Source organism: Halomonas sp. McH1-25 (assembly GCF_022348165.1).
In the GTDB taxonomy this organism is placed as follows: domain Bacteria; phylum Pseudomonadota; class Gammaproteobacteria; order Pseudomonadales; family Halomonadaceae; genus Modicisalibacter.
Genome location: NZ_JAKRFI010000002.1, coordinates 422,729 through 438,408 on the forward strand (window position 1 = coordinate 422,729; position 15,680 = coordinate 438,408).

Genomic DNA, 15,680 nt, shown 5'->3' on the forward strand with positions numbered 1-15,680 from the left:
TGTCGAATCGATGACCGTGGCGTGGTGAATCCATGACCGGAAAAGCGCCGAAAGGCCAAGCGTCATCGACTCTTCAACCCACTGTCGTCTCCCCGTCATGAAGTCCCGAGAAGCTATGTCGAGCACAGCCAACGACGTGAGGAAACGGCATGCGTATCGCCATGGTCAGCGAAACCTGGGCCCCGGATATCAATGGTGTCGCCCATACTCTGGGACACATCAGTCGCGAGCTGATCCAGCGAGGTATGCAGGTCCAGTTGATACGCCCGACGCCGCAGATACCCACGCAAGCGGAAGGCATGGAGCACGAACTGCAGGTTCGAGGCATTCGCGTACCGCGCTATACGGACGTACAGATCGGAGTGCCGTCGCGCCGGGCCATGGCCGCGCTATGGCGTCATGCCAGGCCGGATGTCATCTATGTCGCCACGGAAGGGCCACTGGGCTGGTCGGCGCTGAACCTCGCCCGGCATCTGGGCATTCCGGTAGTCAGCGGCTTTCATACCAACTTCGACCATTACGCCGGCGATTATGGCGTCGGCTGGATGAAGCGTCCGGTATGCACGGTGCTGCGCCATTTCCACAATCGCACTCAGGCTACGCTGGTGCCCACTGCGCAGCGCGCCGCCGAGTTGAGGATGCTGGGCTTCAAGAATGTGGAGGTTCTCGGGCGCGGTATCGACGCCGACCATTTCGGGCCTCACCGGCGAGACAGTGAACTGCGCCGCACCTGGGGCGTGACCGAGCAGCAGCCCGTGGCGCTGCATGTCGGTCGCCTGGCCCAAGAGAAGAACCTCACTCTGCTGGCCGAAGCCTTCGAGGCCATGCAACGTTGCCAGCCCGACCTGCTGCCGGTCCTGGTCGGCGACGGCCCACAGCGCGCCGCCCTGCAGAAGCGCCTGCCCAATGCCATCTTCACCGGCTTCGTCGATAGCGACACCTTGGCCCGCCACTACGCCAGCGCCGATATGTTCGTATTTCCCTCGATGTCGGAAACCTACGGCAACGTGGTCAACGAGGCCATGGCCAGCGCCCTGGGTGTCGTTGCCTTCGACTACGCCGCCGCCGCCGAGGTGATCGAGCACGACCGCACAGGAATAGTGGTGCCGTTCGGCGACGAGCGGGCCTTCATCGACGCCGCCGTGGCGCTGTGTCAGCAGCCGGTGCGCTATTCCCAACTGGGCAATGCCGCGCGGCTGCGCGTCGAAAGCCAACGCTGGTCGCACATCGCCGACCAATACCTGGACATTCTGCGCCAGACACTGGAGACGGTTCATGGTAAACCGCAGCTTTCCCGTATTTGAACGCCTCGATCTGGTCGAGTGGCAAGCCTGCCGTCGCCTGGCCGTGTTCTGCCACTATCGCCCGCTGCTGGCCTTGCTGCGCCTGGCCAGCCGACTCGGCGACTGGCCGGCCTGGGTAGTGCTGATCGGCTGCCAGCCCTTGATTCATGGCAATGCCGGGTGGCAGATCGCCGTGCAGTTCGGAGTGACGGCCGTGGTCGCGATCACCGTCTATCGTCTGCTCAAGACGCGCCTGTGTCGCGAACGCCCGTTCATCACCTTTACGGCGATACCCTGTACGATGCCGCCGCTGGATCGCTATAGCTTCCCCAGCGGCCATACCCTGCACGCGGTGAGTTTCACCACCCTGACCGCTGCCACCGCGCCCTGGCTGCTGCTCGTCGTCGCCCCGCTGGCGGCGCTGATCGCGGCCTCGCGGGTGGGCCTGGGCTTGCACTACATGAGCGACGTGGCGGCTGGCGCCCTGATCGGCCTCGTATTGGCCAAGGTCAGCCTGTGGCTGTATCCGGTCACGTTGACGACCGCGGTACTTTGATGGCTAACGGTGCAACGACGGGCGTCGACGGGAGAGGAACTGGCGGTGAAACAGGCAGGCGAAGACAGGCGCACCGGCCAGCAGATAGAAATGGAAGGTCACGAAGCGCCAGATCAGCACCGCCACGGAGGCCTGTGACAGGCCGATCAGGGGAGTCAGCAAGGCCGTCGAAGTGAGTTCCGCACCGCCCAGGCCACCCGGCAGCATGCTGGCCTGTCCTGCCGCCATCGATAGCATCTGGACCAGGAACGTCCACGCCCAGGCCACGTCATGGCCGAGCCCTTCGATGACCAGATAGAGTACGCTGTAGCGCAGCAGCCAATGGATACAGCACAGCACAAAGATCAGCGCCAGCCGACGCCGGGACAGGCCGAGCGTGGCGAGCAGGGCGCGACGAAAACGCAGCAGGCGGCGTGCCATGACGAAGCGCAGGCGCCAGGGCAGGCGCAGCCGCTCGAGCCACTGGCCGCTGGTCGCGAGAAAGCGTGAGGTGTGACGCAGCCACAACCACGCCAGGGCCAGCACGACGCTGAGCAGACCGATCGATATGCCGATCAACCCCTCGAGGCGGGAATCGAGCAAGGCCATCGTGGCATACACGGCGACCAGCAGCAGCGCGACCAAAAAGAATACCAGGTCGGTCAACTGGTCGGCGGCGAATACCGCCGTGGCGCGAGGTGCCGGAATCCCGCGCCGGACCAGCAGGCCATACAGCGTGACCGGCCCGCCACTGCCGCCAGGCGTGGCACAGAAGGCGAATTCGGTGGCCATCACCGTCGCCAGAGCCTGGGATGGGCTCACGGCATGGGCATGTTCCGCCAACAGCAAGCGTAGCCGGCAGGCATTGATGACCCAGCACAGGCCGATCATCCCCAGCATGAGCGCCAAGGTGCCAGCGGGAAAAACCAGCAAGGTACCCAGCAGCGCCGGCCCGCCGATGAAGAACGGAATGGCCAGCGCCACGGCCAGCGCTACGGGCAACAGCCACAACGCATGGCGCATGGCGTCAGCCGTGTCGCTGAGCGGCTGACGACACGCCGTCACCGAGTACGCTGCGATAGTGCCCCAGCAGCGTATCGACCACGGCGTGCCAGTGGTAGTGGCGTTCGACGTGGCGGCGGGCGTGCCGTCCCATCGCCTTGGCATCGTTCAGGAACAGTTCCTGAATGGCCTGGACCATGGCGTCGGGGGAGTGCGGCTCGCACAAAACGCCGCAGCCCAGCGGAATGTTTTCCTGCAGCGCCCCGGCGCGCACGCCCACCACCGGCAGGCCGCTGGCCATGGCTTCCAGCGCTACCAGGCCGAAGGTCTCGCGGGTGCCGGCGTGGATGAGCGCATCGGCCGTGGCGAACCAGCGCGCCACTTCGTCGCTGTCGCAGTAGCGATTGAAAACGGTGACATTGTCCGGCACCCGGCGTGGCATGTGCGGCCCCATGATCAGCAGGTGATAGCGACCGCCCAGGCGCTGCGCGGTGGCCAGCAACTCGGGAATGTTCTTTTCGCGCGAGTTGCGCCCGGCGAACACCAGCAGGCGAGTGTTGGCGCTCAAGCCCAGCATGTCGCGCAGCATGGGATCGCGACGCCGGGGGTGGAAGGTATCCAGGTCCACGCCCAGCGGTTGCAGGTGCACATTGGGTACGCCCCATTGCCCGAGACGTTCGGCCATCGAGCGGCAGGGGGCCAGTACGCGATCGAAGCGACCATAGAGATCGGCGACATAGCGCTCCAGGCGACGTGCCACACCGGCACCGAGCCGGTCGCCCATCAGCCGCGGCAGATCGGAGTGATAGAAGCCGACGACCGGCACGCCCAGGCGCTGTCCGGCATCCAGCGCGGACCAGGCCGTCATGTAGGGATCGCCGGCCTCGATCAGATCCGGGTTCATGCGCACCAGGGCTTGTGCCCAGCGCCGACGATGCAGCGGGAAGCGATAGCCTTGGCCGAAAGGCAGGTGCATTGCCGGCAACGTATGCAGATTGCCGAGCTGCATGGCTTCGGCGCCAGGTACGATGAGACTGGCCTGCACGCCGGGTAGCTGGGCGAGTCGACGGTGCTTGGCTTGCAGGTAGGTCCTGACGCCGCCGCTGGTCGGCGCATGAAACATGGTCACGTCGGCGATGTGCAAGGGCCACTCTCCTGAAATGGATAGGATCCTTTCAGGCTAGTCGCAAAATGCGGCAGTCCGATGACAACGTCTTCGGGTGGGCTTCGCACTACCGGAGCCATAGGGCTCCAGGGTGGTGGGCGGATTGGCCTGCTCAGCGGGCCTGCGGCTACACGCCTACGGCCCCGACGCCGTGCGCTTCTACACCGCCGCAAGGCCATCTCCCAACGCTGGCCGCAGCGCTCCGCTCAGGAAAGCGCCCAGTTCAACTTCCCCTCTTAAGTAAGCTAAGCCCCCCGCAAGGCTGACCCCACGCCCGCGCCTCTCATCGGCGTGGGTGCTCTTGTGTGTACGTCTTTCGTGTAACGCTATGTCACGTGACGCTAATTCGCGTTAGGTTAAGTCCGTTTAGAGATTGCCGATACAACCTGATGACCCAGACGGTGAAGCGTTCAGTGCTTCGCCTGGCGGTAGCGTGGCCGAAACGGCGTCGGGGTTAATGGAGGGCTGGCGTCGCTCTTCAGGTGACCGAGCCTGCAAATGCAGCAGGCACACGAATTCTACATAGCTTGCCGAATCATTATTAATATTATTTAAACTCGGTGAGTTAATCCCTAAGGGGCGGGCTAGATAAGATTAATGAACGCGCCTGCTCGTTCAAGTAGGAAAACGAGCGCGCTGTCTAATACCTGTTATATTTTCTGCCTTACACGCAGTTGAACGTTTAACTAAAAAATTAAAGGAAGTAAAAATGCATGCTGTCGCGCCTTACCTGTTTCGATGCTTCAATAAAGGCTTAGAGGGAAGAATCGAAGAACGGTACAGCACGCTCGATAATCTGGGAGACAAAGACCTCTTCTATATTCTTCGTGATTTTTTAAACGCTAATACTGGTGCTTACAAAATCGTTGAGGATTCTAAGCAAGTCTATCAGTTTGAGTCCCTGAGTATTAACGAAAATACTCGAGAGATATTTGGGTGGTTCAATGTCGGAACGTATGGAATGAAAACTGACATTATCAATGTGCAAACTGGTGATGTCGATTTCGAGAAAGCAAAGAATAATGCAGAAATAATCAAGCACTACATTCACTATTTTATTCCCAAAGGTTTCAATGAAGCGATGGCGTTTATGCATTCATACCGAGGAATTGGGGTGAAAACATTATTTTACACACTATTTTCTCAGTATTTTAAGGACCTTACAGGTCTGGTTATCCAGATGAATCCCCTTGCATATGATAATGCGGTAAATGCATGGCTTGATGCCACTGCAAAAGAAGTAAAATTGACCAAGTTTGTTGGCTTAAACGACATTGCCGACCAAGTGAGACTGCTTGGTCACGGTGAGCAGGAGCTCATTATTAAACCACCAAGGAGAGGCGGGATGGGAAAATTAAGGGATTATTTAAATCCTAACAGCGAGCAAATGCAGGCTGTAGAAATAATGGGTGACTATGGTGCGCAGGTAAAAACTGTTGTTGAGATGGATGGAAAGCGAAGAACGTTCAATGTCGGACGAAACAAAACGAGTGCCTTGTGTGAAATAGAAGTTGAAGAAGATCTCATTGGGGATGATGGAGTACCAGATTTCGTTAAAATTAACTCATGGGTAAGAGATATTGTGGGCGAGTACGCAAATACTATGTACCCAGGACTGAAGATCGAGGTGCCAAGCTCATGAGTTCAAAAATCAACATATGGTCGATAGTGACCGGCCATATTAATACTTTAAATGATGCCTCTTCTGGAAAGGTTAGCCTGGTTGATTATTTTACATTCTATGGAATTCCGTTAGCTATTGCTTTTCTTCTCTCGTTTCTTGGCATAAAGGTAACTAGCGATGCAAATTCGCTCCTGGTGAATTTTGGAGCAATATTTACCGCTTTGTTATTGAGTGTTTTGGTTCTCGTATACGACCAAGGCGAAAAGCTAAGGGATGTAAATGCGGAGTCAAAGAAGCATAGTATTGAGCTAAAGAAGAAGCTTCTAGAGCAACTGTATTTTAATATTTGTTATGCGATTGTTGCGTCGGTTGTGTTGGTTTTTTTCTGTTTGATTTATACATTTTTGCCAGGCGATGCCTTAAAAATATCAACCAGCCAGATGAACATTGACATTGACTTAAAGTTATATTTGTTTTCGCCTTTAATCATGATGGTGGTTATGAATTTGCTATTGACAATTTTGATGGTAGTCAAAAGGATGCATACCCTTCTAACCATAAAAATATAACAATCGGCTGCACGGCGACCGATTTTCCGCCGCTTCGCGGCTGCAAACCGGCGCGTGAGCCGGGCGTTAGATTTATTATCAGGAGTAGTGAACTAGGTAATGAATGATCGAGAAAAGCAAATATATGAAATGGTGAAGCGCAATAGACGCCGAGAGAAAATTAGGAATTTCATACACAAATCTAAGTTGATATGGGTTTTAGATCCGTACCCTTACGAGACACATAAAATCATGCCTCGTACAGTTGTAGAAAACTATAAGCGGGAAAAGATAAGGCAAGCCTATTCTTGGCACAACATTTCTCGTCTCCAGAACGAAAAAGCTTATAAAGCAGGGCTCGCTGGAATCGTAACGGCTCCAATTCTAGCTAGTTTTGCGATAAGCAAGCCTCTATTTGTTAACTTTAATTTTCCTATACAAATGGCTTTCATATTCCTTTCAGGCATACTCTTTGTTCTTGCTGGCGTTATCTACAGTAAAAGGGCTCCCTATTTTGTAAAAGCATTCATGGAGGGTGAAGAAAACAAGAAATATAGAGCTGCTCCAATCAGAGAGATTCGCTCATCTATATTCTACGAGTTTCTAAAACTTGGAAGGACTTCCGAAATAACACCTCAAAATATACATGAGTTAAAAAATCACAAAATGGCTTATAAAACAGCGGGAATCTTTTTAATGCAAGGAGGCTCTTGCTATAAAGTTGGTTTTGATGCCGTAGGCCAAGCGATTATAGAACGGTTCATATACAAGCTCTCGGATAAAAAGAAATTTAAGGTCTTTGAAGAATACAAGAGAGATGATGGAGAAGTTGGTCTACGCGAAAGGTTAGGGCCCTGCACGACTTATCCTGTAGGAAATGTATATACAAGGCATCTATCTATTGAGAGCGTTTGTGATCACTACGTTGCAGGATTAACTCCTGAACGTGTGGATGGCGATCACTCAGATAGTGATATTGTTATCAAGTTTTACGACCCATATATACAAACTCCAGATCAAATAGATAAAAATAGCCAAATAGAGCCTTATACGCATGGGCTCGATCTGTTACTTAGAGAAGAATATCTAGATGCTATCGTTGAGGAGCTTTCGTATTGGCAATCTTGGCAAAGACCGCTATCTAGATTACTTTCATTATGGTTATATAGGCTGTCATTACTCTCGTTTAGTATATTTTTAATTTATCAGGCATCCGTCGTATGGGGGGCATTAAGAATCTAACAAATGCATGTTGCCGGACTGGTTTTCCGCTACGCTCCAAACCAGCCGCAAATGCGGGCGTTATGCAAAGTAGGATGAATGGCCCCTAGTCTTGATAATTGATGTTGTGACGGGTTGAATCCTCCACTGCTGCCATCATTTCTTCTCGATTCACCTTTCACTACGTTTCATGGGAGGAATCTTATGCCCTTTGCACCGTCCAGCATGCACGTGGAAAGCACCGCCTTCGCGCCGAATGGGGCGATTCCTAAGCGCCATTCGGCGGAAGGTGACGATGTGTCCCCGGCCCTGAGCTGGAAGGATGCGCCGGCGGGGACGCAAGGCTTCGCGGTGATCTGCCACGACCCGGATGCGCCGCTGGTCAAGGATGGCAGCTACGGCTACGTGCATTGGCTGCTCTACAACCTGCCGGCGGAAGTCACCTCGTTGGAAGAGGGCACGACGCTGGGTACCGCCGGTATCAACGATGGTGGTGCCATCGGCTACGGTGGCCCCATGCCGCCGGAAGGCCACGGGCCGCACCAGTATTATTTCTGGGTGCTGGCGCTGGATGCCCAAACCGAACTGCCTGAGGGGCTGACGCAGCCGGAACTGCTCAATAAGCTCGAACCGCACATTCTCGGCATGAGTCGGTTGGTGGGGACTTATCGTCGTGACTGAATAGTTTTCAACTGCTTGGATTAGACGCCGCTTAAAACGCACTCGGCGCCTTCCCCTGGGAGGCGCCGAGTGTCGTTTTGGGCTTGCCGGGCGTGGCCGAAGTGTGGCCCTCAGCGGGCCTTGGCGTAAGTGTCCTGGTACTGCTGGCGCAGCTGGTTTTTCTGGACCTTGCCCATGGTATTGCGCGGCAGGCTGTCGGCAAAGAACACCCGCTTGGGCTGTTTGTACTTGGCCAAATGTCCGGCCAGTGAGTCGAGGATCTGCGCTTCGTCGAGCTGCGCACCTGGCTCGCGCACGACTACCGCCGTCACGCCCTCACCAAAATCGGGGTGAGGCACGCCGATCACCGCAGACTCGACCACCCCATCGAGCTCGTCGATGATCTGCTCGACCTCCTTGGGGTAGACGTTGTAGCCGCCCGAAATCACCAGGTCCTTGTCGCGCCCGACGATATGCACATAGCCGCGCTCGTCGATCATCGCCAGGTCGCCTGTGATGAAGAAGCCGTCGTCGAGCAGCTCCTCGCGGGTCTTCTCGGGCATGCGCCAGTAGCCGATGAACACATTGGGACCACGTACCTCGAGCATGCCTATCTCGCCCTGCGCGACCGGCTCGTGGGTTTCGCGATCGGTGATGCGAACTTCCACGCCCGGCAGCGGCATGCCCACGGTACCGGCGATGCGCTCGCCGTCGTAGGGGTTGGAGGTGTTCATGTTGGTTTCGGTCATGCCGTAGCGCTCGAGGATGGCATGTCCGGTGCGCTGCTCGAAGGCCTGGTGGGTCTCGGCGGTCAGCGGGGCGGAGCCGGAGGTGAACAGGCGCATGTTGGCGGTGAGCTCACGGGTCAGGCGCGCGTCCTGAAGCAGGCGCGTGTAGAACGTCGGCACGCCCATCAGCGTCGTGCCGTTGGGCAGCTCCTCGATGATCGTGTCAGCATCGAAGCGCGGCAGGAACAGCATGCTGGCGCCAGCCATGAGAACCACGTTGCAGGCCACGAACAGCCCGTGGGTGTGGAAGATCGGCAGGGCGTGGATCAGTCGGTCGCGCTCGCTGAAGCGCCAGGCTTCGACCAGCGACGCCGCGTTGGAGGCCAGGTTGCGGTGCGTCAGCATGGCGCCCTTGGAGCGTCCGGTGGTGCCTGACGTGTAGAGGATCGCCGCCAGATCGTCGGCGGTGCGCGGTTCGATGGTCTCGAACGGTGTGCTTCGCTCGGCCTGCGCCAACAGACTGCCGTCGGCCCGGGTGCCCAGGGTGGCGACCTGTGGACAGCCGGTGTCCTCGGCGACGTGCTGGGCGGCTCCGAGATCCTCGGGGCGGCAGACGAACAGTGCCGGTTCGGCATCGCCGAGGAAGTAGCGGATCTCCTCGGCGGTATAGCCCGTATTGAGCGGCAGGTAGACACCGCCCAGGCGCAGGCAGGCCAGATACAGCAGAATCGTTTCGGGGCTCTTGTCGACCTGCACCGCCACGCGATCGCCGGAGCGTACACCGAGTGCGTGCAGTGCGCCGGCAATGCGTGCCGTATGCGCGAGCGCCTCGCGGTAGGAATAGTGCCTGCCATCGCGGGTAGTGATGAACGTGGCGTCTCCACGGGCATGCATGCGCGCCGCGAACGTCTCGAACAGGTTGTCGCTCATTTTTCCGTTTCTCCCGTGAGCAGTTTTCGGGCACGCCGCTTCAGGTCGCGTACGCTCGAGGAGCGCGCAATCGTGCCGTTGGTCGTGTATTGCTCATGATTGCGCTCGATATCTTCGAGCACGTAGAGATAGTTGACCATCAGCCCGGCGGCTTGCTGTATACCCTTGACCGAGATATCGCCCAGCCAGTTGATGCGATGCAATTCCGCGCCGTTGCCCAGGTGAAAGCGGGCGACCGGATTCAGCGGCAGGCCCTTGGCGTTCTTCTCCTGCAGAAGATAGTGGGCCGCCAGGGGCTTGATCACCTCGCGCAGACGGTCGGCCTTGGTCGGGTCGCTATGCCAGTCGGGGTCCTCGAGCAGGGCCAGTGTCTCGCTGGCTTCGTCGTCGAGGCGATCCTCTTGCGTCTGCAGGCTGTCCAGCCACTGGCGAAAACCGGGCACTGGCGACAGCGTCACGAAGTTACGCAGGTTGGGCAACTCCTGCTTGAGCTCCTGAACGACCTGCTTGATCAGGAAATTGCCGAACGAGATGCCGCGCAGCCCGGTCTGACAGTTGCTGATGCCGAAAAAGGCCGCAGTATCGGCCACCTCGGGATCCTCGATCATCCGGTGCGTTCCGCTGAGGATGGGCTGGATCTGGTCGGGCAGGCCCTTGTAGAGCGCGACTTCCACGAAGATCAGCGGTTCGTCGCCGATGGCCGGGTGAAAGAACGCGAAACAGCGCCGGTCGCGGGCATCCAGGCGACGGCGCAGGTCGTTCCAGTCCTGGATCTCGTGCACCGCCTCGTAGTGGATGATGCGTTCGAGGATCGCTGCCGGGGTGTTCCAGTCGATGCGCCGCAGGACCAGAAACCCACGGTTGAACCACGACGCGAACAGGTGAGCGAAGTCGTCGTTCAGGGGCAGTAGGTCAGGGTGCGCCTTGAGCACGTTCAACAGGTCTTCACGCATGCCCACCAATTCATGAGTGCCATCGGTGGTCAGGTTGAGCCGTCTCAACACTTCCTGGCGGCTTGGCTCGCAGACATTGAACAACGCCTGCAGGTCGCCGTCGTTGCGCGATGCCTGGTAACGCTGGTAAGCCTCGTCGATACGCTCGGGGTTGGCCGAGAACTCCCCGGTCAGGCGCTCGAAGAAGCGCAGCTTCTCGGCTTCGTCGAGCCGCGTGTACAGGTCGAGGGCGCGGCTGGCCAGGGTGATGCTGGAGGCCTCGCCATCGCTCTCCAGCAGCGCCCGGCACGCCGCGATCACCCGCTCGTTATCGACCGGAACCCGAGCGTCGGAACGCTGCCGGCGCAAGGCGTCCCGCTGGGTGATGGTACTGAACAGTTCCTGCAGAAAGCTCATGTTCATGGTCGCTTCTCTTGTCGGTGTCGGTCAGTTCATCATCAGGTCGGGTAGCCAGGTGGCGATGCCGGGGAAGAAGCACAGCAGCACGATGCCCAGCACCATGCACAGGGCGTAGGGCAGACTGCCGAGCAGGACGTCGCGCAGCGCGATGTCCGGAGCAATGCCCTTGATAATGAAGAGGTTCAGGCCGACTGGCGGCGTGATCAGCCCGATCTCCAGATTGATGGTCAGGATCACCGCGAACCAGTAGGGATCGAAATTCGCTGCGGTGATGATCGGCAGCAGGATCGGCGCGGTCATCACGATCACCGCCACCGGCGGCAGGAAGAAGCCGGCCACCAGCAGGAACACGTTGATGATCGCCATCAGCACCCAGCGATTGACCTCCAGATCGGCGATCGCGCCGGCCACGGTCTGGGTGATGAACATCGACGACAGGGCATAGGCGAAGATCTCGGCGGTGGCGATAATCAGCATGATCATCACGCTCTCGCGCAGTGCGTCGCGCATGATGATCTTGAGTGGTTTCGCGCGCCACATGCGGTAGACCACGATGGCCAGCGCCAGGCACAGGAAGGCCCCGGCCCCGGCGGCTTCGGAGGGTGTCGCGACCCCGCCGTACAGGGCGAACAGAATACCCGTGACCACCACCAGAAACGGCAGCACCCGCACCAGCGCCTTGAGATTGCCCTCGACGTTGTCCTTGACCTGGGCTGCCGCCTCGGCCACCGGGTTCGGCGTGCCATAACCACCGGCGAGCTTGCAGGCGATCAATGTCCAGGCCATGAACAGCAGGGCCAGCATGACGCCGGGCAAGGCACCGGCGATGAACAGCCGGCCGATGGAGGTCTCGGTGGATATGCCATAGACGATCATGGTCACCGAGGGTGGAATCAGGATGCCCAGGGTACCGCCGGCAGCGATGCAGCCGGCCGCCACGCCATCCGGATAGCCGCGCTTGCGCATCTCGGGGATGCCCAGCTTGCCTATCGCCGCACTGGTCGCCGGCGACGAGCCCGACAGCGCGGCGAAGATCGAACAGGCACCGATGTTGGAGATCGCCAGCCCGCCGGGAACGCGGCCCAGCCACAGGTCGAGTGAGCGATACAGATCGCGCCCGGTGGGCGACGATGCCACGGCGGCCCCCATCAGGATGAACATGGGAATCGCCACGAAGCTGAACGTGGCAAGGCTGCCGAAGAAGGTCTCGCCGAAGTAGGTCAATTCGCCCATGCCGCGGTCGAGTACCAGTGCTCCCAGGGAGACGCTGCCCAGTGCGAAGGCGATGGGTGTGCCGATGGCCATCAGCACCATCAGTACGACGACGATCAGAATGCCGCTAGTGACTGGATCCATGGTTGGCCTCCCCGCGCAGGATTTCCGCCACGTACTGTAGCGAGAGCAGGCTGGCGCCAATGGCCATGGGCAGCAGGGCCGGCCACAGCGGTGGATTCCATACCGAGCCCGTCGTCCAGCCGCCATGCCAGGCCTCGAGAACGTACAGCCAGGCGCCGTACGTCAGGGCGACACAGAAACCCAGGCCCACCAACGACGCGGCCAGCAGCATGAGCTTCCTTGGCCATCCGCTCAAGGCATCGGGCAGCACGGTCACGGCGACGTGGCCGCCGGTCATCAGTACGTACGGAGCGCCGAGCAGCATGGCGCCGGTCACGGAGAACACCGCGAATTCGGTTTGCCAGACGGTGCTCTGGTCCAGCGCGTAACGCATGAAGATCATGTGGCAGACGGCAAGTACGCCAGCGGCCAGCGCCGCGGCGGCGAGGACGGCCGTGGCGCCGGAAACGGCATCCATCACACGGATATAGGCGCCGGCCACACCACGGTTGGGCCGTAACGTGTGGCTCGAGATATGGGCCATGGTGTCTCCCTCATCGGTGAGTGGGGAAACCGCCTGGCATGGCGGTTTCAAGGGAACGGGGGACCCGGCAGCGGCGGCCGGGCACCGACGTCACTCCACGGCCAGGGCCGCGTCGATCAGGGCTTGTCCGTTGGGTACGTTCTCGGCAAAGGTCTTGTAGGAGCTTTCCTTGGCGATCGCCAACCAGGCCTCGTAGTCTTCCGGCGACATGGAAACGACCTCGACGCCGTTCTCCTCGAACACATCGATCATCTTCTGGTCGAGGGCGGCCGCTTCACCGGCAAAGTACTCCTCCGCCTTCTGGCCGGCCTCGGTCAACGCTTTCTGTTGCTCCTCGTTGAGCCGGTCCCAGCTTTGCTGGGAAATCAGGATGGGCTCGTACATGAACCACAGCGCGTTCTCGCCGGGGGCCGTCAGGCAGTCGACCTGCTCATAGATGCGGTAGGACACGAACGAACCGGAGGAGGTATTGGCGCCATCGAGTACGCCCGTCTGCATGGCGGTGTAGATTTCCGAGGACGGCATTGAGGCGATCGAGGCGCCGGCGGTGGCGAGCATTTCATCGAAGGCGGGGCCGGCGGCACGCATGGCCTGGCCCTGGACGGTGTCCGGTGAAGTGATGCATCGCTCGCTCGAGGCGAACCCCCCGGCGAGCCAGGCATCGGCGAGTACCCGGGCGCCAGCTTCTTCGATCACCTGCTTGATCATGTCCATGAATTCGGAGTCGTTGAGACGCTGGGCGCGCTCGTGGCTGCGCACCAGACCCGGCATCAGCGTGGCGGAGAATTCCGGATGCCGGCCGCTGGCGTAATCCAGGGGCAGCGCCGTCATGTCCAGGCGACCGCGGACCAGGGCGCCCCACTGTTCCTGGGCATCGAACAGCGATTGCCCCGGATAGACCTGAATCTTCAGGTCGACGTCCGCCGCCTCGACCTCCTTGGCCATGAGCTGGACCATCTCGTCGCGGACGTCGCCCTTGCCGCCGGGGAACTGGTGCGATGCACGCAGGACAGTCTCGGCAGAAGCGGCGGAACTGAAGGCGGCGGCCAGGCCGAGCGATGCCAGGGCCACGAGTGAAGTGGATTTCATGTTGGCGTCTCCGATGTGATTGTTTGTTTTTGTGTAGGTATATATCAGGAGTGCTGATATATACTTTAATAGCGGTGCTAGTATATTTATGTCAATTCTTTGACCACTAGACGTTAGTGGCAGGCGATCGGAGTGGGAGGTGGAGCGTGAGCGGCATGAAGCCATCCAATGCGCAGCGGCTCAGGGACGCGCTGGAAAACGACATCCTCAATGGCCGGCGTGCCCCAGGAGAGCGCCTCGATCCCGAGGCTCTGGGTCAGGAATTCAACGTCTCGCGCACGCCGGTCCGTGAAGCCATCCAGCAGCTGGTGGCCAGTGGGCTGGTCATCGTGCAGCCCAAGAAGGGCACTTTCGTGGCTCAGGTGGGCATCGACCGGCTGATCGAGATGTTCGAGGTCATGGCGGAGCTGGAGGGCATGTGTGGGCGACTCGCCGCGCGGCGCATCTCGCCCCAGGAGCTGATCGAGCTGCAGGGCGCCCTGGTGCGCTGCGAGCAGGCGGCGCAGAATGGCGATACCGACGAGTACTATTACGAGAACGAAGCCTTCCACAGCTGCATCTACGCCGCCAGCCACAATGCGTTTCTGGCCGATGAGGCCCGCCAGTTGAAGATGCGCCTGAAGCCCTATCGGCGCCTGCAGCTCAAGGTGCGTCATCGCATGCAGTCGTCGCTGGAAGAGCATCGGCGGATCGTGGCGGCCATCGAGGCGGGAGACACCGAGGCGGCCGAACAGGCCCTGCGTAGCCATGTGCTGGTTCAGGGCGAGCGGTTCAGCGATCTGGTGGCGAGCGTCAAGGATCTGAACCGCGCCAGGGAGCCCGAGTGGTCCTGATGGCGCACGCGACCGAACACTTACGCTAAACCGGGGCCTGCCATGCTGCTCGCGTTCCTGTACTTTTCCCTGGTCGGCATCGTTGCCGGCTTCGTCGCCGGCCTGTTCGGCATCGGCGGCGGGGTCGTGATCGTCCCGGCCTTGCTGTTTGCCTTCGCCCAGCAGGGCATGGACCCGACGTTCACGACGCATATGGCCATCGGCACGTCGTTGGCCACCATCGCCGTGACGGGCTCGTCATCGGCCTTCGGGCACTGGCGGCGGGGTGCGGTTGCCAAAGGATTGCTGGTCCGCCTGCTGCCGGGACTGATCGTCGGAGCGATCCTTGGCGGAGTATTGGCGAGCGTGCTGCCGGCAGAGCAATTGCTGTGGCTGTTCGGGGTATTCCTGATTTTGCTGGCGCTGAGATTCCTGCTCTCCCGCATGCCCCGCCCATCGCAGGAGGGTGCCGGCACACTGCAGACGCTCGGGGCCGGAACGGTGATCGGCACGGTCTCTGCGCTGTTCGGGATTGGCGGCGGCGTGCTGAGCGTGCCCTGGTTGCTGCGCAGCGGGGCGAGCATGACCCGGGCCGTGGGGACGTCGGCGGCCTGTGGCATTCCCATTGCCGCCTTTGGGGCGCTGACCTTCGTGACGACGGGCTACCGGCATGCCGGACTGCCCGACTACGCCTCGGGATTCCTCTACTGGCCGGCCTTTCTGGGCATGGTGCTATGTAGCGTGCCGTCGGCCAGGCTGGGCGTCGTCGTGGCCCACCGGTTGCCGGCCGATCTGCTCAGGAAACTGTTTGCGCTGATCATCCTGCTGGTGGGAGTCAAGCTCCTGCTGTAG

General features: G+C 59.6%; 15 protein-coding genes. 8 read left to right on the top strand and 7 right to left on the bottom strand.

What is annotated here, in order from left to right:
- Positions 1-149 precede the first annotated feature (149 nt).
- Both MHM84_RS08395 and MHM84_RS08400 read left to right on the top strand, forming a co-directional pair.
- Entirely contained in the window at positions 150-1,304 is a 1,155-nt protein-coding gene (locus MHM84_RS08395; RefSeq protein ID WP_239264787.1) for a glycosyltransferase family 1 protein, read from the top strand.
- Positions 1,276-1,839: a phosphatase PAP2 family protein gene (locus MHM84_RS08400; RefSeq protein ID WP_239264789.1), complete on the top strand. Its 564-nt coding sequence runs from the start codon at positions 1,276-1,278 to the stop codon at positions 1,837-1,839. Before MHM84_RS08395 ends, MHM84_RS08400 begins: the two co-directional genes overlap by 29 nt.
- 3 nt (positions 1,840-1,842) lie before the next feature.
- Here MHM84_RS08400 and MHM84_RS08405 read toward each other — a convergent pair whose 3' ends face one another.
- Both MHM84_RS08405 and MHM84_RS08410 read right to left on the bottom strand, forming a co-directional pair.
- The gene (locus MHM84_RS08405; protein WP_239264791.1) at positions 1,843-2,841 is read right to left on the bottom strand and encodes a lysylphosphatidylglycerol synthase transmembrane domain-containing protein; all 999 of its coding nucleotides are present in this window, start codon (positions 2,839-2,841) and stop codon (positions 1,843-1,845) included.
- A gap of 4 nt (positions 2,842-2,845) precedes the next feature.
- Positions 2,846-3,964: a glycosyltransferase family 1 protein gene (locus MHM84_RS08410; RefSeq protein ID WP_239264793.1), complete on the bottom strand. Its 1,119-nt coding sequence runs from the start codon at positions 3,962-3,964 to the stop codon at positions 2,846-2,848.
- A 730-nt stretch (positions 3,965-4,694) separates the two neighbouring features.
- Between MHM84_RS08410 and MHM84_RS08415 the strand changes: the two genes are divergently transcribed.
- The 4 genes from MHM84_RS08415 (at position 4,695) to MHM84_RS08430 (ending at position 8,059) form a co-directional block, all read left to right on the top strand.
- Positions 4,695-5,627: a hypothetical protein gene (locus tag MHM84_RS08415; protein WP_239264795.1), complete on the top strand. Its 933-nt coding sequence runs from the start codon at positions 4,695-4,697 to the stop codon at positions 5,625-5,627.
- On the top strand, positions 5,624-6,178 hold the full coding sequence (locus MHM84_RS08420) for a hypothetical protein (RefSeq protein ID WP_239264797.1): 555 nt from the start codon (positions 5,624-5,626) through the stop codon (positions 6,176-6,178). The genes MHM84_RS08415 and MHM84_RS08420 overlap by 4 nt, the downstream gene beginning before the upstream one ends.
- Before the next feature lie 231 nt (positions 6,179-6,409).
- Complete coding sequence (locus MHM84_RS08425) at positions 6,410-7,399, top strand: hypothetical protein (protein WP_239264799.1); 990 nt, start codon at positions 6,410-6,412, stop codon at positions 7,397-7,399.
- A 183-nt stretch (positions 7,400-7,582) separates the two neighbouring features.
- Complete coding sequence (locus MHM84_RS08430; RefSeq protein WP_239264802.1) at positions 7,583-8,059, top strand: YbhB/YbcL family Raf kinase inhibitor-like protein; 477 nt, start codon at positions 7,583-7,585, stop codon at positions 8,057-8,059.
- 110 nt (positions 8,060-8,169) lie between these two features.
- Here the strand turns inward: MHM84_RS08430 and MHM84_RS08435 are convergent, their stop codons facing one another.
- The 5 genes from MHM84_RS08435 to dctP form a co-directional block, all read right to left on the bottom strand.
- Positions 8,170-9,696, bottom strand: coding sequence for a malonyl-CoA synthase (locus tag MHM84_RS08435; protein ID WP_239264805.1), 1,527 nt, complete (start codon positions 9,694-9,696; stop codon positions 8,170-8,172).
- On the bottom strand, positions 9,693-11,051 hold the full coding sequence (locus MHM84_RS08440; protein WP_239264807.1) for a malonyl-CoA decarboxylase: 1,359 nt from the start codon (positions 11,049-11,051) through the stop codon (positions 9,693-9,695). Before MHM84_RS08440 ends, MHM84_RS08435 begins: the two co-directional genes overlap by 4 nt.
- Before the next feature lie 24 nt (positions 11,052-11,075).
- Entirely contained in the window at positions 11,076-12,404 is a 1,329-nt protein-coding gene (locus MHM84_RS08445) for a TRAP transporter large permease (protein WP_239264810.1), read from the bottom strand.
- Positions 12,388-12,927 carry a TRAP transporter small permease gene (locus MHM84_RS08450; RefSeq protein ID WP_239264812.1) on the bottom strand — a complete coding sequence of 180 codons (540 nt, stop codon included), beginning with the start codon at positions 12,925-12,927 and terminating at the stop codon, positions 12,388-12,390. The genes MHM84_RS08445 and MHM84_RS08450 overlap by 17 nt, the downstream gene beginning before the upstream one ends.
- Positions 12,928-13,017: 90 nt before the next feature.
- Positions 13,018-14,016: a TRAP transporter substrate-binding protein DctP gene (gene dctP, locus MHM84_RS08455; RefSeq protein WP_239264815.1), complete on the bottom strand. Its 999-nt coding sequence runs from the start codon at positions 14,014-14,016 to the stop codon at positions 13,018-13,020.
- A gap of 155 nt (positions 14,017-14,171) precedes the next feature.
- Here dctP and MHM84_RS08460 point away from each other — a divergent pair, with 155 nt between their 5' ends.
- Complete coding sequence (locus MHM84_RS08460; RefSeq protein ID WP_239264817.1) at positions 14,172-14,849, top strand: GntR family transcriptional regulator; 678 nt, start codon at positions 14,172-14,174, stop codon at positions 14,847-14,849.
- Positions 14,850-14,891: 42 nt separating this feature from the next.
- On the top strand, positions 14,892-15,680 hold the full coding sequence (locus MHM84_RS08465; RefSeq protein ID WP_239264819.1) for a sulfite exporter TauE/SafE family protein: 789 nt from the start codon (positions 14,892-14,894) through the stop codon (positions 15,678-15,680).